Raw genomic sequence first — 21,003 nt, forward strand, 5'->3', positions numbered from 1 at the left:
GGATTTTAATGCAAAACTATAATATAACAAGTGAAGAAAATGATTATAAATTTTCTGATTTGATTGATATTGTTGAGTTTGAAGAACTACTAGAGAGTTTTTTTAAGGCAACAGGTATTCCAAATGGTATTGTTGGTAATGATGGCGAGATAATATCTCAAAAGGGCTGGGTTAGTGCCTGCTCTTTATTTCATAGAATAAATCCAGAGTCAAATTTATGCTGTGTTGAGAGTAATCTAAAGCTTATGGAAAATTTGATTGATGGAAAAGTAAATCATAATTTATGTAAAAATGGTTTACTTGATTATGCAACTCCACTTGTAGTTGATGGTAAGATTTTAGCAACGATATTTTTAGGTCAAGTTTTAGAAAAAGTTCCTAATATGAAGTTTTTTAAAGAACAGGCTAAAAAATATAATTACGAAGAAAAAAAATATTTGGATGCCATAAGAGTTGTTCCAGTTGTTTCAAGAGAAGAGATGGAAGCACACATGGATTGTATTGTAAAGATGGCAAGGATGTTAGCTCAAAGCTCTTTGTCAAAGTTTCATCAAAATAAACTCCAAGATACTTTAGAAAAAACTACCAAGCAGCAGATTCAGTTGAAAGATATTTTAGACTTTTCTCCTGTTGGAGTTGGCTGGGCAGATAGTAGCGGAAAAATAGAATATCTAAATCATAAATTTACAAAATTATTTGGATATACCATTGATGATTTGCCCGATATTGATACTTGGGCAAAAAAAGTATATCCAGACACTAGCTATAGAGAAACTGTTATTACTCCTTGGCTTGAGGGGTTTGTTTCTGCTATTCAAAAAAATATTTCTATTCCAGAACTTGAGGTTACAACAACTTGTAAAGATTGCACTGAAAGAAGAATTTTAATTAAGGTTTCTTGGATTGGAGATAAACTTTTAGCTAACTTTACTGATATAACAGAGCATTGGAAAAGTGAGCTTAGAAATCTAGCCCATGATAATATGCTGGAAATGGTAGCAAAAGGTTCAAGCCTATCTGATATTCTTTACAATATTGTTCAAACAATTGAGTCTGAAGATAATACATCTATTTGTAGTATTTTACTCTTAGATGAAGAAAAAAGGCGTTTATTATTAGGTGCTTCTATAAATTTACCTGAATTTTATAATGAAGCCATAAATGGTCTTGAAATAGGTAAAGGTGTAGGTTCTTGTGGTACTGCTGCATATCTTGGCAAACGTGTAATAGTTGAAGATATTATGACACATAAGTATTGGAAAGGATATACAGATTTGGCCAAAAAAGCTGAACTTGGTTCATGTTGGTCAGAGCCTATTTTTTCTTCAAATGGTGAGGTTTTGGGAACTTTTGCAATCTATCATAAAAAACCTACAAGACCATCCCTTGAAGATATAGAGCGTATCTCTTTTGCTGCCAATTTAGCTAGTGTTGCCATAGAAAATAGAAATGCAAGAATTGAGTTAGAGCATCGTGCTTATTTTGATTATCTTACAAATCTACCAAATAGAAGATATTTTATAGAGCATGCAGATATAGAACTGTCTCGTTATCACAGATATGGTGGAGAGCTTTCTATTATGATGTTTGATATTGATTTTTTTAAAAATCTTAATGATACATATGGACATAATATTGGTGATTTGGTATTGCAAAGAATATCTGAAATAAGTCGTAATATTTTACGTGATATTGACATTATTGGTCGTATAGGTGGTGAAGAGTTTGCTATTTTATTACCCCAAACAAATATTAGTGAAGCAATAAATGTTGCAGAACGTTTACGTATAGAAATTTCAAAAGGAGAAGTCTCTTTTGGTAGTGAAATATTATCTGAATTTACAGCCTCTTTTGGTGTATCTGATGCGAAAGATTGTAGGAGTATAGACAACTTGTTAAGTCAAGCAGATTTAGCTTTATATGAAGCTAAAAAAACGGGACGAAACAAAGTTTGTATGTATAAAAAAGAAAATGACAAAAAATAGAACTTCATTTGAAAAAGATAGCAATAGTGAACATGCTGAACTCTTTTTAGCAGTACGTGATTATATAAAAATATGTATAGGAAATGATGTAAAAGAGAGACACAATGAACATACCACTTCCTTTTATTCAAAAGAGGGTGGTTTTTGTTCAATTAGAGTAAAAGAAGATTATATCTTTTTGAGTTGGTTTAGAGGATATATTGTAAAAGATAAATATAACTTACTTTATGGAACTGGGAAAGTGGCAAGAAAGCAGAAAATTTATCAGCTTGATAAACTTACACGAGAATCCATAAGATATTATATAAATGAGACTTTGATGTTTTTGTTTGAACACAATGAATTAATAAAAATGAAGTGTAAAAAAAGATGATGGCAAATGGATATATAAGAGAAGTAAATAGAAAAGATATAGATGATTTGAGTAACTTATCAAATAGTTTATTGACTTATCTTTTTAAAGAAGCTGCACCCAAATGGTTTGTTGATGAATTGTTACCTAAGGCTTACGAAGAGAGAATTTTAGATAAAAAATATGAGCAATTTGTATATATCTTAGATGAAAAGATAGTTGGAATACTTACCATAAAAGATAAAAATCAGATTTTCCATCTCTTTGTTGATAAAAAATATCATCGAAGAGGCATAGCAAAAAAGCTTTGGGAGTTTACAAAAACAAACTATGAGATTAAGAATATGAAAGTAAATGCTTCTTTGTATGCCATAAAAGTTTATGAGAGCTTTGGATTTGAAAAAGAGGGTGAGGAAAAGATTTTTCAAGAATTAAAATATCAGCCAATGATTTATAAAAGATAATTAAACCTATTCAAATACTCCTTCTAGTTTTTTATTACACTGTGGACAAGACCCATTTACAAGACTGTTTTTTGTAACTTGAAAATAACTTCTTTCAATCAATGTATTTCCACATGAAGAGCATTTTGTACTATTTTCATATTGGACATTTCCCACATAAATATACTCTAAGCCTACACTTTTTCCTATTTCATAGGCACGATTAAGAGTTTGCAAAGATGTTGGAGGAAGACTTAACTCTTTGTAATCAGCGTGAAAAGCAGATATATGCCAAGGAGTAAAAGTGCCTAGTTCCTTGGCAATAAACGAAGCGATTTTAAAGAGTTCTTCATCACTATCATTTTGAGTTGGAACGATCAAAGTTGTAACTTCAATCCAGAGATTATTTTTTCTAAAATGTTTTAGGTTTTCAAGATTTTTCTTTAAATTTCCACCTAAGTTATGTTTATAATATTTTTCATCAAATGATTTTAAATCTATATTTATGGCATCTATTATGCCAACCATATCATCTATGACTTCTTTTGATTCATATCCATTACTTACAAATATATTTTTAAGACCAAGTTTTTTAGCTTCAAGTGCAATATCTTTTGCGTAAGGGTAAAAGATAGTTGGTTCATTGTAGGTATATGAGATAGATTGACAACCCTTTTGTAGTGCTAAAGAAGCTATTGTTTTAGGTTCAAAGTATCTGCTTTTATCTATGTTGTGTTCTTGTGATATCTGCCAATTTTGACAAAAACTACAGTGGAAATTACAACCAACAGTTCCTATTGAAAAGGATTTAGATGAGGGTAAAAAGTGATATAGTGGTTTTTTTTCTATAGGGTCAATATTAATTGCACTTGGATAACCATAAACTAAATTTTCAATATGAGAGCCAACATTTTGATTGATTCCACAAACTCCAGTTTGCCCAGCTTTTAATTTACAATAGTATTGGCATAACAAACACACAAGCCTATCCTTTTCTTTTTTATAATAGTTCATCCACACACCTTTATATCTATAATTATACAATAGTATAGTGTTAAATAATAATTAATAAAAAGTTTGTATTGACATTAAAAAATAAATGGCAATCATAAAACATCAAAAGTGAAATAAGAAAACCATTACCATCTTTTGTTAAGTAAAATGGGTTTATAAAATATACATTGTGTTAGAATTCTAACATTAAAAAAATGAGATAATAATATGATAGAAAAATTTGATTTTACAATGATAGTTTTAAAGAATGACCAATATGATGGAAGTACAATAGATGCTTCAACTATACCTGATAGCGTAGAAGTGTTTGAAGAAGAGTTACTTTTATTGATAGAAAAACTAGAGAATAAAAAACTTTTATGGGTAAAACTTGATATTGTTCAATCAAATTTAATTCCACTACTTACAAAATATGATTTTGTTTTTCATCACTGTAATGAAAGAGATATTACCTTAGTAAAAAAGCTTATTCATAAACCTATTATTCCTACAGCCACAAATCATACTTTAGGAGTAGGGGCAGTTGTAATTGATGACAATAAACTTTTAGTAATCAAAGATAAAATTTGGCAAAAATATAAACTTCCTGGTGGTCATATAGATGATAGAGAAAATATCTCTTCTGCTTTGATTAGAGAAGTATATGAAGAAACAGGTATAAATGTAGAGTTTGATTCTATTGTAAGTTTAGGCCACTTCTCTCCTGGACAATTCAATGAGTCAAATCTTTATGTAGTATGTAAAGCAAAACCTTTATCTAAAGAGATAAACATTATAGATACAGATGAGATACTAGAAGCAAGATGGATAGAGATTGAAGCTTATTTATCTTTAGATGATGTTCATCCTTACAATAAAACAATAGTAAAAAATGCTTTAAAAAACGAGGGATTTAAAATAGATGAAAGTGAAAATTTAATCACAAAAAATGATTTAAATTATGAAATATTTTTTTAAACCAAGAAAAAATAACTAGTAGGTTTCTCCTACCAGTTATTTTTCATCAAATCTTGTTCTTTCATTGCTTGTGTTAAAACTTCATAACCTTTTAACTCTTCAGGTCCTGTTTTAACCCACTTGTTTAATCCTTCCATTTGCATCATTTTCTTTATGATTGGCTCATTTGGATCTTGTGATAGTAGCATCTCTGTGAATTTCTCTTGAATAGTTTTATCTAAACTTTCAAGAACAGTAAAGTTACAGTGACAATAACCCGAACTTACATAAAATGATTCTATTTCACCACTTGGGAACATCCCATCTTCAATCATTCTTACCCATGAACTAATTCCAATCGCACCTGCATCTATTTCATCATTTAAAATAGCTTCAAGTATGTCAAATTCACTTCTTCCTGTATCACCATGTTTTCCTAAGTCTGAATTAAATCGTACGATATTTACATCATGATTTTTTCCAAGTTTATCTTCAATATATTTTAAAGGTAAAATTGCAGCTTGAGCAGAGTCTGCACTTCCTAAAGCAAATTTTCTTGTATTTAAATCTTCTATTTTTTTGATACCACTAGAGGCTTTTGTGATAAAAACAGATTGAAAATCTATATCTGTATCTCTCATAACTAAAGCTTTAGTTTTCCCTCCACTTAGTTCATAGCTTCTAACCCATGCAACATTTGTATTCCAAGCAACATCAATCTTATTTGATAAAAGATATTCAACTTGAGCCTCATAGTTTGAAAATAAAATATAATCAAGTCTTACACCATTATCATTAAAATAGTCTCTTATAATATCCCAAATAGGAATTACTTTTGGGTCGTAAGCTACCGCTCCTAGCATAATTGGTTTTTTCATAATTTTCTCCTTAAGGGATTGGTTGGTTTGTTAAAGCTTTTCCAAGCCAAATAGAAAGTACATCAGTACTTGGTGCCATAACTTGTGCTGCATAAGCATCTCTTAGTAATCTTTCAATTGTGATACGTTTAGCATAAGCAGTTCCTCCACCAATTTTCATAGCTTTATTACAAACTTCTACTGCCATATCTGAAGCATTTAATCTTGCAGAAATAATTTGAGCCAAGGCATCTGCATCACCATTTGCTCCACTTTTTGCAGCTGCAAGAGTAAAGTGTTTTGCACTAGTTGCTTTTGTGAAAATTTCAGCAATATGATTTTGTACAGTTGGGATATTACATAAAGCACTCTCATCACTATATTTTCTATCCATTGAGTATTCAATAATAGTATTACATGCATTTAAAGCCACACCTGTATAAACTGCACCCAAACCTATTACAAAAAATGGTGCAACTACATTAAATACTTGCTCTGCACCACTTCCTGCAGGTCCTACTCTATTTGAAATATCAATATCTACATTATTAAATACCATTGGCATAGAAGCATTTCCTCTCATACCTAATCCATCCCATGCTGACTCTTCAAATGTTATACCTTTTAAGTCTTTTTGTATAATCCAATTATCTAAACCCTCAGCATCGAAACTATTTGAAAGTACCAGATAAAAATCAGCATAAAGTGCAGAAGTAACAAAACTTTTTCGTCCATTCATTAGTAATTTATCACCATCTTTTGATACAGTTATTTCAGGATTGTAAAAGTGTGTACCTGTACCTGTTTCACTAAAGGCAAGTGCTAAAAGTAACTCTCCATTTGCGATTTTAGGTAAATACTCTTTTTTCATATCATCACTACCAAATGCAACTATGCACATAGTTGCAACATTATGCATCATATAACAAAGTCCTGTTGTAGCACAACTTGAAGCAAATGCAAGTACTGTTTGAGTATGCTCTTCTAGTCCTAAGCCTTGACCTCCATACTCTTTTGGTACAATCAAACCTGTGATTTTATCTTTTTTTATAGCTTCAAAACTATCAACTGGGAACTTTGCTTCTTCGTCTACTTTTTGTGTATATGGTTGGATATTTGATTTTGCAAAATCCAACATTTTATTATAAATATTATTCATTGTTTTTCCTACATAAAATTTGGTGTATGAACTTTTGAAATGTCATTTGCCAACTCTTCATCCATACCTATATCTATCAATCTCTTTACTCTGTTTGTATTCATAGTCTCTTTTAATTCTTCAACTAAATCAAAACCTTTTTTATAGTCATTTGGAGCATCACTTCCACCAGCTAAAATAGCTAGGGCTTCTAATAACAAAGAAGACTCTCCACTAACTTCATCCATAAACTCTTTTCTCTTATATGCTGTTGCTTTTAAAGAGTTGATGCGATTTGGATTTTGTGCTATTGCAGATTTTACATGCTCTAAGCCGTATGATACGTGTCTCATTTCATCTCTTTTAGCAAGTTTTATGATTTTTCTTGTGGCATCATCAGGCATATGTTTTTCTAAAAAACTTAATAAATCAACAAAAGTACCTTCTCCCATAACATGAAGTAAAAATGAACTTTTTATATAATCATCTTCTTTAAATAGTGAATAAAGTGAGCGTTGTGTAACTTCACTTGAATATTGAAATCCCGCACCAAAAGCATGGGCTCTTTTTGTAAATACTTCAATATGTCGCGCTTCATCATTCATAAGTGAAGATAAAAAAAGTGGAATTTCCATATAATAAGGATTGATTTGACTAATAAATTTTCCTGGAATATATAAAGCTGAAAATTCATTTTCAACTAAATATGTCATTATTTGACAAATAGCTTTTTCAATGATTGGATTTAGTTTTGGTATCTCATTCCAAGCAATATCAGTTGTAGCATTCCATTGTAAGTTTTTACCTTCTTCATAAAGTACAGAAACAGGTTCTGACCAAACTAATTCTTTATGGGAAAGTGCAAAATCATATGAAGGTGTACCTTCTTGGGTTATCATTCCTCTTGTTAAAAGACCATTGCTATTGGGAGCTTTTGCTAAAATTTCATGGCTTAAATTCAAATCTTTTAGTTTTGGATTTGAAGTTTCAATACCTTTTAGTTCTTTTCCCCAAGATGGTGAGCTTTCAAAATTATTTTTACTAATTTTTTGAATTTTATAAGAGAATTGAGCTCCTAAATTTTCACGACCTAAATATAGATGACCTTTAAGTTTTGTCCAACCTCTAAGTTCTATTTCTATATTCTCTTTTAAAGATACAACTTCAATAATATCATGAATATTTGCAGTTAAAAAAGCATTTTCAAGTTTTAAAAATAGTTCTTTTGAAGGGTATAGGTTTCCAGTAAATAAAGATATACAGTGATTATGGTTGTTCAAATAATTCTCCAAAATTATAGTTAATCTTGGTCCATCTAAAAGTTATGATGGCATCTCAACCTGAGACATTCTTGGCATTGTACAAAAACAATAGTAAAAGTTTATTAAAATGGTAAAAAAAATTTAACCAAAATGAAAATATATAAAATTAAACTAAATGAGGCTAAAATATCTAAATTATAACTAAAAAGAGAAATAATGAAATATAAAATTTTTGTAGATGGACAGTTTGGAACAACTGGATTAAAAATAAATGAAATGCTAAAGAATAGAAGTGAATTAGAGCTTTTAACAATAAGTGAAGAAGAGAAAAAAGATATTGAGATTAAGAAAAAGTTTTTAAATGAAGCTGACTTAGTTTTTTTATGTCTACCTGATGCTGCTTCAAAAGAGTCAGTAGCTTTAATAACTAATGAAAATACAAAAGTAATAGATGCAAGTACAGCTCACAGAACAAACCCAGAGTGGACTTATGGAATAGCTGAACTAACTATAACACAAAGAGAAAATATAAAAAACTCTAAGCGAGTTTGTGTACCTGGTTGTCATGCAAGTGGATTTATTATGGCTATGAAACCTTTGTTAGAAAATAGTATTGTTTCGCCAAAAGATAAGATTGTATGTCACTCTATTACAGGATATAGTGGTGGGGGAAGAGCTTTGATTGATGCTTATGAAGAGCCTGAAAACAAAGGTAAGTTTGATAGTCAAAGACCTTACGCATTAGGTTTAAGTCATAAACACTTGCCTGAGATGAAACATGTTTTAGGATTGAAACATGCACCATTTTTTACGCCAAGTGTTGGAAACTTTAAGCAAGGTATGCTTGTAATGTCATACTTAGTAAAGAGTGAATTTTTAAATAAAAAGATTACAAGAAAAGAAGTATTAGCAATATATAAAGATTACTACAAAGATGAGCAGTTTGTTAAAATCATCGAAGATGATATTGCGTATCTTGATGATGGTTTTTTAGATGCAATGAATTGTAACAACACAAATAGAATCGAAATATCAGTTTATGATAGTGAAGATTATATGCTTGTGATTTCAAGACTTGATAACCTTGGAAAAGGAGCTTCAGGAGCTGCTGTTCAAAATATGAATATTATGTTAGGTCTTGATGAAAAATTAGGGTTAAAAATATAATATTTGACATTGTTAAGTTAATATCTTACAATTCCAAAAAAATTTAAAAGGAAATAGATGAGCCAATTACCAAATTGTCCAAAATGTGGAAGTGAATATACATACGAAGATGGAAGTTTATTAATCTGTCCAGAGTGTGCACATGAGTGGTCAGCAAATGAAGTAGAATCAGATGAAGATATATTAGTAGTAAAAGATGCAAATGGAACTATTTTACAAGATGGTGATGATGTAACAGTTGTAAAAGACTTAAAAGTTAAAGGAAGCTCATCTGGTATCAAAGTTGGTACTAAAATAAAAGGTATTAGACTTGTTGAAGGAAATGATGGTCATAATATCGATTGTAAAGTGCCAGGTGTAGGTGCTATTAAACTTAAGCAAGAGTTTGTAAAAAAACAATAAACTATAAAGAGAGAAAACTCTCTTTATACCTCTTTTAGTCAATCACTCTTATAAAGATATGTACATTTCTATTTTTATTAAAGGGTATCTCATTTAACTCTAGATAATCCAATGATTTCATTAGTTTACCATACTTATCATATCCATATGTTCTTGGGTCAAATGAAGGGTAGTTTTTATTTATATGTTTAACTACTGCTGATAAATTTGCCCAGTCATCATCATCTGATACAGCAATTACTGCTTTTGTGATTATATCTTTTAATCTATTTTGTTCATTATTTGTTTGTGGTACTTCTTTTATTTCTCGCAAGTTTTCAGTATATACAAACTTATCACAAGCAGAGATAAATGCTTCTGGTGTTTTTTGTTCCCCAAAGCCATATACTTTAAGTCCTGATTCTCTGATTCTTGTAGCCAGTCTTGTAAAGTCACTATCTGAAGAGATTATACAAAAACCATCAAGACGATTTTCATGTAATATATCCATAGCATCAATTATTAGTGATGAGTCAGTGGCATTTTTTCCATTTGTATAACTAAACTGTTGAATTGGCTGTATGGCATGGGTATGTAAGTGATCTTTCCAACTTTTTAGTTGAGTAGTAGTCCAATCCCCATATGCTCTTTTTATATTTGTAATTCCAAACTTTGCTATCTCTTCTAATAGTTCAGAGATAACAGAAGCTTGGGCATTATCTGCATCTATTAAGACTGCAAGTTTATCTGTACTCATTTCTTCCATTTATTAAATCCTTTATATCAAATATTATATCTAATTACATGTGTTTTTATTTAAGATATTCTAATAGATAGAAAAGTTTTAAGAGTTTTATAATCTATATGGCTGTAGAGTTTTTATTAAGTAGTATATTCTTTGTTTGTAATTTTTTTATAGTAGAATAAAAGCACACTTTTTACATACTAATTTATAATAGTATTTTGAATAACTACAAATAAGATAAAAGAGGTCATATGGAAACTTTATATAGAATAGAAAAAGATTTTTTAGGTGAAAAAAAGATAGAAAAAGATTGTTATTATGGAATACAGACTTTAAGAGCTAGTGAAAATTTTGATATTACTCATACTAGTTTATCTTTATTTCCAACTTTTATAAAATCCCTTGCAAAGGTTAAAAAATCTTGTGCATTGACAAACTATGAGTTGGGTGATTTAACAGATATTCAAAGGGATGCTATCGTTCAAGCTTGTAATGAGATAATTGATGGAAAATTTCATGATCAGTTTATAGTTGACCCTATCCAAGGTGGAGCTGGAACTTCTACAAATATGAATGCAAATGAAGTAATAGCCAATAGAGCTTTAGAAATACTTGGAAAACCAAGAAGCTCTTATGATATCATCCATCCAAACAATCACATAAATATGAGTCAATCTACAAATGATGTATATCCTACTGCTATTAAATTAACTCTGTATGAATTAATATATAAATTAAAAGATAGTCTACGGTATTTAAGAGATTGTTTTGAAGAGAAGTCAGTAGAGTTTAAAGATGTACTTAAAATGGGAAGAACACAGCTTCAAGATGCTGTTCCTATGACTTTAGGTCAAGAGTTTAAAACCTATGCAGTTATGATTGATGAAGATATTTTTAGACTAAGAGATGCACAAGCACTTTTAAAAGAGGTTAACTTAGGAGCAACTGCAATAGGTACTGGAATAAACTCAAAACCTGCATATCAAAGAAAGGTTATTAGTAATCTAAGAGAAGTAACAGGAATAGATTATATTAATGCCGGAGATTTAATAGAAGCAACACAAGATACTGGAGCTTTTGTTCATATTTCTGGGATACTAAAAAGAGTTGCAATTAAGATGTCAAAAATTTGTAACGACTTAAGACTTCTAAGTTCTGGTCCAAGAGCAGGATTCAATGAGATAAATCTTCCACCAATGCAGCCAGGAAGTTCAATCATGCCTGGAAAAGTAAATCCAGTAATCCCAGAAGTTGTAAACCAAGTTGCCTTTGAAGTAATAGGTGCTGATACAACTATCTCAATAGCTAGTGAAGGTGGACAGTTACAGTTAAATGTATTTGAACCACTTATTGCATATAAACTATTTACCTCTATAAATATGATGAGAAGAGCATTTTACTCTTTAGGTGAAAAGTGTGTTAAAGGAATCACTGCTAATGAAGAGGTTTGTATGAACAACATCTTAAATTCTGTTACCCTAGTAACTTGTCTAAATCCAATCTTAGGGTATGAAAAAAGTTCAGCAATAGCAAAAGAGGCTTTGGCTACAAATAAAAGGGTATACGATATTATTTTAGAACAAGAACTATTTACAAAAGAAGAGTTAGATGATCTTTTACATCCAGGAAATATGGTACACAACTTGATTAAGGAAGTTAGATGAATATAACAGTTTTAAATACTGGTGGGACTTTTAACAAAAGATATAACCCTATCAAAGGAAAACTTGAAGTTCCTAGTGATAGTGTAGCTTTAGATAAGATAATAAAGTCTTGCCACAATATAAACTTTGATATTAAAAATATAGTTTCAAAAGATAGCTTAGATTTTACGCATGAAGATAGACAAACTATTTTAGATGAGGTTAAAAACAGCACAAGTGACAAAATCATAATCATACATGGAACTGATACAGTAGACTTAACTTCAAAATTCTTTGAAGGAAAAATTGAAGGTAAAAAGATAGTCTTTACAGGTGCTATGGTTCCTATGAGTATAGATGAGGTAGAAGCAACAATGAACTTCTCACAAGCTTTGGGGTTTTTAAATGCAGATGTTAACCCAGGCCTTTATATCTCTATGCATGGGGTTGTTGTAGAACACAGCAGACTTAAAAAAGATAGATCAGTAGGGCAATTTTTAATTAATTAGCTATATTTAATAAAGTTTCAATATAATTGTTAAGTCTGAAACAATTATGAAACAGGTTATTAAATGATTTTAAAAAACAAAAAAAAATACAGCTTAAATGATATAGAGCGATTATATTCTCAAATACCCCTTATATTTATAATCGTAATCGCTTTATTGTCTTTTCTTATTACCTTTTTTATTTTAGATTCTAAACAAACACGACAGATAGATTTACTTAAACAGAAATACTCTTTAAATTATGAATTTGCTCAAAAAGAGGAGATAGGAAGATTCAAGTCTTATGTTGAAAAAAGATTAAAAGACAGATTCTCAAATGAAGAGATACATCTTAAGAATATAACCTATAAAGTTGTTGGATATATTCAATCAAATCAGCTAAAAGAGTATGATAAGTTAAATAAATACCTAAAAGAAATAGAAAAAACAAACAATATAAATCTTGCTATTTTTAAAGAAGATAGCCTAAATATCTTATATGGGAACAAATCAATTTACTACTTGCAAAATCTAATTTATAGTTACAAGGAGAAAAAATATAAAGACTTTACTTTAAAATATATTTATTCTCAAGGTAAAAACAACCTTCAATATTGGAAAGATGATGTTGCAAAAACTGTAAGGTTGAGTTTCTTTGATAGGTTAGTTATTGGCAAAGAAAAGTATTACATAGGTTCCTTTTCTACAATAAATTCTATTAAAGAGATTACAAAAACAGCAATTATAGATGCGATAAATAGTAACAAGTTTGATATTTGGTTTTATGATATTATCTCACAAAAAACATACAATTTTAACAGTCAAAAAAAATATGCAGACTCCGCAGTATTATTCAAAAATAAAAAATCAAACAAATCATATGACATCTTAAACCACTATTTTAATGACTTTGAATATAGTGATAAATTTAAAAACTACAGTTACTTTTATGAGAAATACAGTTTTTTAGTCTCAGGATTTTATGATAAAAAAATTGTAGAAAATGAGATAAAAGATACTATTTATAAAATAAAAAATGATTATAGAAATCTACTTTTTAAAATCTTTATTTATATCTTAGTTAGTGCTGCTTTACTTATCTTACTTACTTATCTTTTTACAAACTTTATCAAAACAATTATCAATGAGTATAACAAAGAACTGGAAAATAAAACTGTCTCTTTAATACATTGGAAAAAGAGATTTGAGTTGGCAATTATTGCTTCAAATGATGGATTATGGGATATTGATTTTAAGACACAAAAAATATATTTTTCTGATAAATGGCTAGATATGTTTGGTTATGAAAAAGATGAAGTTTTGACTTTTTCTGATTGGTTTAACTTAATACACAACGAAGATAAAGCAAATGTAGAAAAACTCTTTGACAAAATATTTGCAAAAGGCGATGATACTTTTATTTGTGAATATAGATTAAAGACTAAAAATGAGGGATTTAAATGGGTACTTGCCCGAGGTAAATCTTTCCTTGATGATAATAATGAACTAGATAGAATGCTTATGATGTCTATGGATATAGATAAAAATAAAAGGATGAAAAAAGAGCTACTTGATGTTGAACTTTTAGTTGAAGATGGAAAGATTGTAATTTTCAAACTTCTAAATAATGAAAACCTATCAGTGCAATATATCTCAAATAGTATTCAAACCTTTGGATATAGTAAAAAAGAGTTTGAAAATGAGAATATAAAGTTTATGGAACTAATCCATAAAGATGATATAGATGATGTACAAGTTGCTATTAATGCAGCTGTAAAAAAAGACCTACCAAACTTTACTTTTACATGCAGAATAATAAATGCTGCAAATGAGACAAGATGGATATCAAGTAGGGTAATACTTATAAAAAATCACTCTGGACAAGTAAGCCATTTCTATGGATATTTAAATGATATTACGAAAATAAAACTTAGCGAAGAGGAACTTAAATTAAAAGTTCAAGATGAACTTGCAAAAAATAGAGACAAAGATAGAATTCTTATCCAGCAAAATAAACTAGCAGCCATGGGTGAGATGCTAGGAAATATTGCCCACCAATGGAGACAGCCTTTAAATAATGTCTCTTTGATACTGCAATTCTTGCGGGATAATTACAAAAATAAAGAAGTAAGTGATGAGAAGCTAGATAAGTTTATGAACAAAGCAAATAAACATATCGAGTATATGAGTGATACTATCGATGACTTTAGAAACTTTTATAAACCCTCAAAAACTCAAAATAAGTTCTTTGTAAATGAGTCTATTGATACTCTGCTTGATATGATAAAAAATCAATATGAAAGTGAAAATATTAAAATAAATTTTGAGTATGAAGAGATTGAAATAACAAACTACGAAAATGAGCTAAAACAAGCCTTATTAAATATCTTAAACAACGCAAAAGATGCACTTCTTTTAAAAAAACAGAAAGAAAAGTTTGAAGCCTTGATTAACATATCCCTTCATAAAGATGATGATAAATTGATTTTAGAAATATCAAACAATGGAGGAAATATAGATGAAGAGATTTTATATAAAATTTATGAACCATATTTTACAACTAAGTTTGAAACCCAAGGTACAGGCATAGGTTTATATATGACAAAATCAATAATAGAAACTAATATGAAAGGAAAGATTGAAGTAGAAAATATAAGTGAGGGTGTAAGATTTATTATTACACTAAATATCTAACTTCTAAGGAAAAATTATGAATGAATATATTACAAGAGTATTATTAGTTGAAGATGAAGAAGATGCAAGAGAAATATTAAGTTTTTACCTTGATACAGTTTTTGATGAAGTAGAGATTGCTTGCGATGGAAAAGAGGGCTTTGATTTATATGAAAAAGCATATAAAGATAATAAAACATTTGATTTAGTCTTAACAGACATACAAATGCCAAATGTAGATGGACTAACTATGATTGAAAACATCACAGCTATAAATGAAAATCAAAAGTTCATAATAGTATCAGCCTACAAAGATGAAGAGTATCTTTTCAAATCTATAAACCTAAATGTTATCTCATATTTTGTAAAACCATTAGAAGTAAAAAATATGATGGAGATGTTAAAAAAGGTCAAATCAAAAGTTTTAGAAGATAAATCAAATGAGCCAGTAGAAGAAGAAATCATAGCTTTAAATAGTACATATCAATACAATAGAAAAACAAATCTTCTATATAGAAATGATGAGTTAGTAAACCTATCAAAAAAAGAGAAACTTCTTTTAGAGGCTTTAATTAAAAATATAAAAGAGATAAAAACAAAAGAGTATCTAAAAGAGTTCATTTGGGACGATATTAATACTTCTGATGCTACTATGCGTACGGTTATAAAAAGGGTTAAAGATAAGATAGCTGATGATGATTTTATTGTTTCTAAGAAGGGGTTGGGGTATTTGATTGAGAGAGGGTAATTAATAAACAGTTGTACATCAAAATTAACATTAATCAATCTTCAGCTAGAATATCAAATCTAAACTTTACAGACATAATAAAAGAAATACATTGGGAAAATAAATGGCACAATCAATAGAACCAAATATTGCAGATTTAGCTAACGGATGGCTTAAATCTTATAAATTAGATTATAAACTAGAACAAGAATCTTTAAACAGTCAAATAGACAAGGCTCTTAAAGAGTATGAATCTAAAGGTGGTGGGAAAGGTGGAAATCGTCCTGATGCTAAACTATTACTAAAAGATAAAAATACAAACTATTTCCCAGTACTTATTGAATATAAAGGAGTTAAAGGAAAACTAGAAAAGCTTAACTCTAACGGACAAGTTGAAAATAAAACAGCTAAAAATGAACCAAATTTTAAAAATATAAAAGATTTTGCAGTAAATGGTGCAGTTCATTATGCAAATGCTCTATTGCACCATACAAACTACACAGATATTATCGCTATAGGTATGACAGGCTATAAAGATGCTAAGGGAGATATTCAACATGAAATAGGTGTCTATTTTGTCTCAAAAGACAACTTGGGAGTGGGACAAAGAGTTGGAGATTTTTCAGATTTTTCTTTTTTAGCAGATAAGAATTTTGACAGCTTTATTGAAGATGTGAAAAACTTACATCTTACACAAGAAGAACTAGACACTCTAAAAGCACAAAAAGAAAAAGAGATTGATGCTAGCTTAGTAAAACTTAACAACGACATTTATCAAAATGAAAAAGGCTTAGGGGAAAATGACCGTGTTTATCTTGTAGCTGCTTCTATTATAGCAACGATTGGAATACCAAATAAAGTTCCTGTTTTAGATAAAACAGATTTAAAATCACAGACATTTGTTGGTGGGAGAGATGGAGATATTGTCATTGGTAGAATTACTGCTTTTTTAAACGAAAAAGGGATTCCACAAGAAAAAAAAGAGTTAATCATAAGAACATTATCAAATACTCTTCTTACTGAAAACATCAACAAAGTACAAAATGGTGAGAGTCAACTAAAAAGAGTATTTACTAAAATTGTAGATGATTTAGGGATATATTACAAGATAGGTTTAACGACAGATTTTACAGGAAAACTTTTTAATGAGATGTATGGTTGGCTTGGTTTCTCACAAGACAAGCTAAATGATGTAGTTCTAACTCCTTCATATATTGGTACACTTTTAGTAAAGTTAGCAAGGGTAAATAAAGATTCTTATGTATGGGATTTTGCTACTGGTTCAGCTGGTCTGTTAGTTGCAGCTATGAATGAGATGTTAAACGATGCAAAAGAGAGTATCCCTTCACCTGATGAGCTTACTCAAAAACAGATAAAAATAAAAGCAGAACAACTCCTAGGTTTAGAGTTACTTTCAAGTGTTTATATGTTGGCTATCTTAAATATGATTCTTATGGGTGATGGAAGCTCAAACATTTTAAATAAAGATTCACTAGCAGATTTTGATGGAAACTATGGATTTGGTAAAACTGACAGTAAATTTCCTGCTGATGCTTTTGTGTTAAATCCTCCATATTCAGCAGATGGAAATGGGATGGTTTTTGTACAAAAAGCTCTGGACATGATGAACAAAGGATACGCCGCAATCATCATACAAAACTCAGCAGGTTCTGGAAAAGCAAGAGAGTACTGTAAAAAAATACTTGAAAAACACACTTTATATGCAAGTATAAAAATGCCTGTAGATATATTTATAGGAAAAGCAAGTGTGCAAACCAATATATATGTTTTTAAAGTCAATGAAAAACATCACAAAGATGAGATGGTAAAATTTATAAACTTTTCAAACGATGGTTACACAAGAACAAACCGTAAAAAAGCGAGTAACAACCTAAAAGATACAGACCGTGCAAAAGAGCGTTACGAAGAGCTTGTAAACTTAGTGCGTTTTGGAAAAAGTAAGCTAAATATCTTTAGTGAAAAAGAATACTATGAAGGTAATATTGACCCGACAAACGGAGCAGACTGGAACCAATCAGCACCCTTAGATACTAAACCAACATTAGAAGATTTTAAAAAAACTGTAAGTGACTACTTAACTTGGGAAGTCTCTACACTTTTAAAACAAAGAGGTGATGAGGGAAAGTAGATACCTCGCTTAACAAAATGTTAGAAAATGTTGAGTGGGGTGAATTTGAGTTAAAAGATTTATTTGATAGTTTTAATGGTGATTTTGATATTCAAAAAGGGCATATTAATGGACTTGGTAATTATGTTATTACAGCTGGTTTAACTAAAAATGGAATTTTAGGAAAAACTGATATAAAAGCTAAAATATTTGATGCAAATACAATAACTATTGATATGTTTGGTTTTGCATTTTATCGTCAGTTTAAATATAAAATGGTAACACATGCTAGAGTTTTTTCATTAAAGCCTAAATTTATGATTTCACAAAAACAAGGATTATTTATAGTAAATTCATTTCACTTTTTAAATAAAGAATTTGGTTATGAAAATATGTGTTCTTGGACAAAAATTAAATCTAAAAAAATAAAGCTCCCAACAAAAAATCAAAAAATAGATTTTGATTTTATGGAAAGTTTCATAACAGAACTTGAAACTGAGCGAATATCAAAGCTTGAAACTTATTTATTAGCTAATGAATTAAAAGATTATATTTTAACAGATGAAGAACAAAAAGTTTTAGAAAATTTTGAAAATGGAATTATTGAATGGAATGGATTTAATCTTGAAAAACTTTTTGGAAAATCAACTCGTGGAAAAAGACTAAAAAGTGATGATAGAATTTCAGGAAGTTTGCCTTTTGTAACAGCAGGTGAATCAGATGAAGGGATTTCAGATTTTATTGGAAATAATGTAAATATTTTTTCAAAAAATACTATAACAATTGATATGTTCGGCTCAGCAAAATATAGGAATTATCAATATGGAGGAGATGATCATATTTCAGTTGTACACACTGAAAACCTACCTAAACTTGCATCAGTTTTTATAACAAGTGCAATACATAAAACATCTTATACAGGTAAGTTTAATTATGGAAGAAATTTCTATCCAAAAGATGCCGATGAATTAGATATTTCACTTCCAATAAAAAACAATCAACCAGACTATAAAACTATGGAAACACTTATATCAGCTATTCAAAAACAAGTTATCAAAGATGTTGTTTTATATACAAATAAAAAGCTAAATGTTGCAAAATGACATGTTTTTTGAAAATTTTGGGAAAGGATACTAATTATTTGTAAATTGAATTTTAATTTTTAATAAAATATATATTCTATATTCTATATTCTCTTGAACACCTAAAGGTCTTCGCTTCTCTTACTTTGTGTGAACAAAGTAAGCAAAATCACCAACGGCTGCGAAGCCCTTTGGGTTCCTTCACTTATTGTTTTATCTTTTCTGTCTTGCAAAACTCATAAACAAATATGCTCCTCCCAGCACATTTATTTACTCAAACAGTTGCAAGCCTTTTCCGAAAAGATAAAACAAACGCTCAGCTTCTGTAGATGTTGGAATCAAAGGTGGGATAAGGACATTTGCATTTTTGATTTGTTTAGATACTTTATTTTAATTTACTCTAATTTACACTAGATAGTTTAAACTTCAAAAGTAAAGAAACAACCGAAGAGATTTCTTTCTACATCTGCAGGAGCCGAATGTTTATTTTTCATTTCGGAAAAAGCTGAGGACTGTTTGAATAAAAAAGAGTGATAAACTCACTCTTTTTTGTGAGTTCCGCAAGCTAGAAATTAAAAATAATAAATGAGGGAAGCTTTGCCTCCGAAGCCGTAGTTGCTTTTGCTTACTTTTCGTCAATACAAAAGTAAGAGAAGCGGAGAGGTTTACCTCTTCAAGAGAGAACAAATATAAATTAATACATTCCACAAAAAGTTGTTTTTAGATACATTTACTCCATTTGTTTCAAAACATCATTTACACTCATTCTCTAAAACTCCTATGTAGTAGTACTTTTAAAACAAATTTCATAATTTAAAACAATTTTGAAACAATACAGTTTCAAAATATGATATACTTTCTTTGTACAAAAACAAAGGAGAATATCATGTTAAATATTTCAATTTTCAAAAAACTATTAGCAACTTCAGTTATAACTGCAGCAATGCTAAGTGGTGCAAATGCTGCATCTGAAACTAAGTATGTAATAGCAACAGCTAGTACAGGTGGGACTTATTATCCAGTTGGTGTTGGTATTGCAACTATTGCTTCTATAAAATTAGCAAAAAAACATAAAACAACATTTTCTGCAATAACAAGTGCAGGAAGTAATGAAAATGTGGACATGCTTGGTAAAGGCGAAGTTAACTTTGCAATTTTACAGGGGTTATTTGGTTCTATGGCTTGGCAAGGTAAAGATAAATATGAGGGAAATGCTCAAAAAAATCTAAGATCAATCTCAATGTTATGGCAAAATGTTGAACAATTTACTATTAAAAGTAAATATGCAAAAACTGGAAATATCAAAGATATAAAAAATCTTTATGGGGAGAGATTTTCTATAGGTGGAAGAAGTTCTGGTTCTAGAGTTTCATCTGAGACTATTTTAAGTTCACTTGGAATTGATTTCAATAAAATGGATTTACAGTACTTAGGTTATAGCCCAAGTTCAACTGCACTTCAAGATGGAAAAGTACAAGGTATGACTACTCCTTCAGGTCCTCCAACATCAGCTGTAACAAATGCATTTGCATCAATTGGAAATGACAATATCAAAGTACTTGATTTCAATGCAGATGATTTAAAAGCAATAAATGATAACTATCCTGTATGGACTCCTTTTACTATTAAAGCTGGAACATATCCAGGACAAGAAAAAGATATAAATACTATCGCACAGCCAAACTTACTTGTTGTTACAAAAGATACACCAGCAGAAACAGTTTATCTTTTAACAAAAACAATTTATGAAAATCTACCATTTTTAAATAGTGTACATAAAGCAACACTTGCTATGTCTCTACAAAAAGCGATAGATGGACTGCCTATGCCTTTACACGAAGGTGCTGCAAAATATTATAGAGAACAAGGTATCAAAATACCAGCTTCACTAGTAGAATAAATAAAGAGAGTTTTTACTCTCTTTATCTCATATATATCTTACATAAGTGATTAAAAATCATTTATGTATCCTATAAACTTAA

At 29.6% G+C, this 21,003-nt stretch carries 18 protein-coding genes; 13 read left to right on the top strand and 5 right to left on the bottom strand.

The window, feature by feature from the left end; translation table 11 throughout:
• Nucleotides 1-8: 8 nt before the first annotated feature.
• From Q0617_RS14765 to Q0617_RS14775, 3 genes are read left to right on the top strand one after another with little or no spacing between them, the layout of a single operon-like run.
• Nucleotides 9-1,985 (top strand): diguanylate cyclase, encoded by a 1,977-nt coding sequence (locus Q0617_RS14765; RefSeq protein WP_298754437.1) that lies wholly within the window; start codon nt 9-11, stop codon nt 1,983-1,985.
• Nucleotides 1,972-2,358: a hypothetical protein gene (locus Q0617_RS14770; protein WP_298754439.1), complete on the top strand. Its 387-nt coding sequence runs from the start codon at nt 1,972-1,974 to the stop codon at nt 2,356-2,358. The genes Q0617_RS14765 and Q0617_RS14770 overlap by 14 nt, the downstream gene beginning before the upstream one ends.
• Nucleotides 2,355-2,801 (top strand): GNAT family N-acetyltransferase, encoded by a 447-nt coding sequence (locus Q0617_RS14775; RefSeq protein ID WP_298754441.1) that lies wholly within the window; start codon nt 2,355-2,357, stop codon nt 2,799-2,801. The genes Q0617_RS14770 and Q0617_RS14775 overlap by 4 nt, the downstream gene beginning before the upstream one ends.
• A 6-nt stretch (nt 2,802-2,807) precedes the next feature.
• Here the strand turns inward: Q0617_RS14775 and amrS are convergent, their stop codons facing one another.
• On the bottom strand, nt 2,808-3,794 hold the full coding sequence (amrS, locus tag Q0617_RS14780) for an AmmeMemoRadiSam system radical SAM enzyme (RefSeq protein WP_298754443.1): 987 nt from the start codon (nt 3,792-3,794) through the stop codon (nt 2,808-2,810).
• Between the two features lie 207 nt (nt 3,795-4,001).
• Between amrS and Q0617_RS14785 the strand changes: the two genes are divergently transcribed.
• Complete coding sequence (locus Q0617_RS14785; protein ID WP_298754446.1) at nt 4,002-4,751, top strand: NUDIX domain-containing protein; 750 nt, start codon at nt 4,002-4,004, stop codon at nt 4,749-4,751.
• 29 nt (nt 4,752-4,780) lie between these two features.
• Here the strand turns inward: Q0617_RS14785 and Q0617_RS14790 are convergent, their stop codons facing one another.
• The 3 genes from Q0617_RS14790 to Q0617_RS14800 are packed head-to-tail and all read right to left on the bottom strand — an operon-like array spanning nt 4,781 to nt 8,005.
• The gene (locus tag Q0617_RS14790) at nt 4,781-5,608 is read right to left on the bottom strand and encodes a PhnD/SsuA/transferrin family substrate-binding protein (protein WP_298754448.1); all 828 of its coding nucleotides are present in this window, start codon (nt 5,606-5,608) and stop codon (nt 4,781-4,783) included.
• Between the two features lie 10 nt (nt 5,609-5,618).
• On the bottom strand, nt 5,619-6,746 hold the full coding sequence (locus Q0617_RS14795; RefSeq protein ID WP_298754451.1) for an acyl-CoA dehydrogenase family protein: 1,128 nt from the start codon (nt 6,744-6,746) through the stop codon (nt 5,619-5,621).
• Between the two features lie 8 nt (nt 6,747-6,754).
• Nucleotides 6,755-8,005, bottom strand: a complete 1,251-nt coding sequence (locus Q0617_RS14800; protein ID WP_298754452.1) for a ferritin-like domain-containing protein — start codon at nt 8,003-8,005, stop codon at nt 6,755-6,757.
• A gap of 198 nt (nt 8,006-8,203) precedes the next feature.
• Between Q0617_RS14800 and argC the strand changes: the two genes are divergently transcribed.
• Nucleotides 8,204-9,154, top strand: coding sequence for an N-acetyl-gamma-glutamyl-phosphate reductase (gene argC, locus Q0617_RS14805; protein WP_298754454.1), 951 nt, complete (start codon nt 8,204-8,206; stop codon nt 9,152-9,154).
• Between the two features lie 57 nt (nt 9,155-9,211).
• Entirely contained in the window at nt 9,212-9,556 is a 345-nt protein-coding gene (locus Q0617_RS14810) for a zinc ribbon domain-containing protein YjdM (RefSeq protein WP_298754456.1), read from the top strand.
• Between the two features lie 34 nt (nt 9,557-9,590).
• On the opposite strand, the gene Q0617_RS14815 is transcribed toward Q0617_RS14810, so the two are convergent.
• Nucleotides 9,591-10,301, bottom strand: coding sequence for an NYN domain-containing protein (locus Q0617_RS14815; RefSeq protein WP_298754459.1), 711 nt, complete (start codon nt 10,299-10,301; stop codon nt 9,591-9,593).
• A gap of 230 nt (nt 10,302-10,531) precedes the next feature.
• On the opposite strand from Q0617_RS14815, the gene aspA reads away from it, so the two are divergent.
• From aspA to Q0617_RS14850, 7 genes are all read left to right on the top strand, one after another.
• Nucleotides 10,532-11,944 carry an aspartate ammonia-lyase gene (gene aspA / locus Q0617_RS14820; RefSeq protein WP_298754461.1) on the top strand — a complete coding sequence of 471 codons (1,413 nt, stop codon included), beginning with the start codon at nt 10,532-10,534 and terminating at the stop codon, nt 11,942-11,944.
• Nucleotides 11,941-12,432 (top strand): asparaginase domain-containing protein, encoded by a 492-nt coding sequence (locus Q0617_RS14825; RefSeq protein WP_298754463.1) that lies wholly within the window; start codon nt 11,941-11,943, stop codon nt 12,430-12,432. Before aspA ends, Q0617_RS14825 begins: the two co-directional genes overlap by 4 nt.
• 63 nt (nt 12,433-12,495) lie before the next feature.
• Nucleotides 12,496-15,105 carry a PAS domain-containing protein gene (locus tag Q0617_RS14830; RefSeq protein WP_298754465.1) on the top strand — a complete coding sequence of 870 codons (2,610 nt, stop codon included), beginning with the start codon at nt 12,496-12,498 and terminating at the stop codon, nt 15,103-15,105.
• Nucleotides 15,106-15,121: 16 nt separating this feature from the next.
• Nucleotides 15,122-15,832 (top strand): response regulator transcription factor, encoded by a 711-nt coding sequence (locus Q0617_RS14835; protein ID WP_298754467.1) that lies wholly within the window; start codon nt 15,122-15,124, stop codon nt 15,830-15,832.
• Between the two features lie 103 nt (nt 15,833-15,935).
• Nucleotides 15,936-17,960: an N-6 DNA methylase gene (locus tag Q0617_RS14840; RefSeq protein ID WP_298754469.1), complete on the top strand. Its 2,025-nt coding sequence runs from the start codon at nt 15,936-15,938 to the stop codon at nt 17,958-17,960.
• Between the two features lie 17 nt (nt 17,961-17,977).
• The gene (locus Q0617_RS14845; RefSeq protein ID WP_298754471.1) at nt 17,978-19,042 is read left to right on the top strand and encodes a restriction endonuclease subunit S; all 1,065 of its coding nucleotides are present in this window, start codon (nt 17,978-17,980) and stop codon (nt 19,040-19,042) included.
• Nucleotides 19,043-19,907: 865 nt separating this feature from the next.
• Nucleotides 19,908-20,921 (top strand): TAXI family TRAP transporter solute-binding subunit, encoded by a 1,014-nt coding sequence (locus Q0617_RS14850; RefSeq protein WP_298754473.1) that lies wholly within the window; start codon nt 19,908-19,910, stop codon nt 20,919-20,921.
• Nucleotides 20,922-21,003: the final 82 nt, after the last annotated feature.

The organism is uncultured Arcobacter sp., from assembly GCF_937982575.1.
Lineage (GTDB): Bacteria > Campylobacterota > Campylobacteria > Campylobacterales > Arcobacteraceae > Arcobacter.

Coding starts and splice junctions, on each gene's coding strand:
- Q0617_RS14765 (WP_298754437.1), top strand. CDS start 9: ATGCAAAACTATAATATAACAAGTGAAGAAAATGATTATAAATTTTCT.
- Q0617_RS14770 (WP_298754439.1), top strand. CDS start 1,972: ATGACAAAAAATAGAACTTCATTTGAAAAAGATAGCAATAGTGAACAT.
- Q0617_RS14775 (WP_298754441.1), top strand. CDS start 2,355: ATGATGGCAAATGGATATATAAGAGAAGTAAATAGAAAAGATATAGAT.
- amrS (WP_298754443.1), bottom strand. CDS start 3,794: ATGAACTATTATAAAAAAGAAAAGGATAGGCTTGTGTGTTTGTTATGC.
- Q0617_RS14785 (WP_298754446.1), top strand. CDS start 4,002: ATGATAGAAAAATTTGATTTTACAATGATAGTTTTAAAGAATGACCAA.
- Q0617_RS14790 (WP_298754448.1), bottom strand. CDS start 5,608: ATGAAAAAACCAATTATGCTAGGAGCGGTAGCTTACGACCCAAAAGTA.
- Q0617_RS14795 (WP_298754451.1), bottom strand. CDS start 6,746: ATGAATAATATTTATAATAAAATGTTGGATTTTGCAAAATCAAATATC.
- argC (WP_298754454.1), top strand. CDS start 8,204: ATGAAATATAAAATTTTTGTAGATGGACAGTTTGGAACAACTGGATTA.
- Q0617_RS14810 (WP_298754456.1), top strand. CDS start 9,212: ATGAGCCAATTACCAAATTGTCCAAAATGTGGAAGTGAATATACATAC.
- Q0617_RS14815 (WP_298754459.1), bottom strand. CDS start 10,301: ATGGAAGAAATGAGTACAGATAAACTTGCAGTCTTAATAGATGCAGAT.
- aspA (WP_298754461.1), top strand. CDS start 10,532: ATGGAAACTTTATATAGAATAGAAAAAGATTTTTTAGGTGAAAAAAAG.
- Q0617_RS14825 (WP_298754463.1), top strand. CDS start 11,941: ATGAATATAACAGTTTTAAATACTGGTGGGACTTTTAACAAAAGATAT.
- Q0617_RS14830 (WP_298754465.1), top strand. CDS start 12,496: ATGATTTTAAAAAACAAAAAAAAATACAGCTTAAATGATATAGAGCGA.
- Q0617_RS14835 (WP_298754467.1), top strand. CDS start 15,122: ATGAATGAATATATTACAAGAGTATTATTAGTTGAAGATGAAGAAGAT.
- Q0617_RS14840 (WP_298754469.1), top strand. CDS start 15,936: ATGGCACAATCAATAGAACCAAATATTGCAGATTTAGCTAACGGATGG.
- Q0617_RS14845 (WP_298754471.1), top strand. CDS start 17,978: ATGTTAGAAAATGTTGAGTGGGGTGAATTTGAGTTAAAAGATTTATTT.
- Q0617_RS14850 (WP_298754473.1), top strand. CDS start 19,908: ATGTTAAATATTTCAATTTTCAAAAAACTATTAGCAACTTCAGTTATA.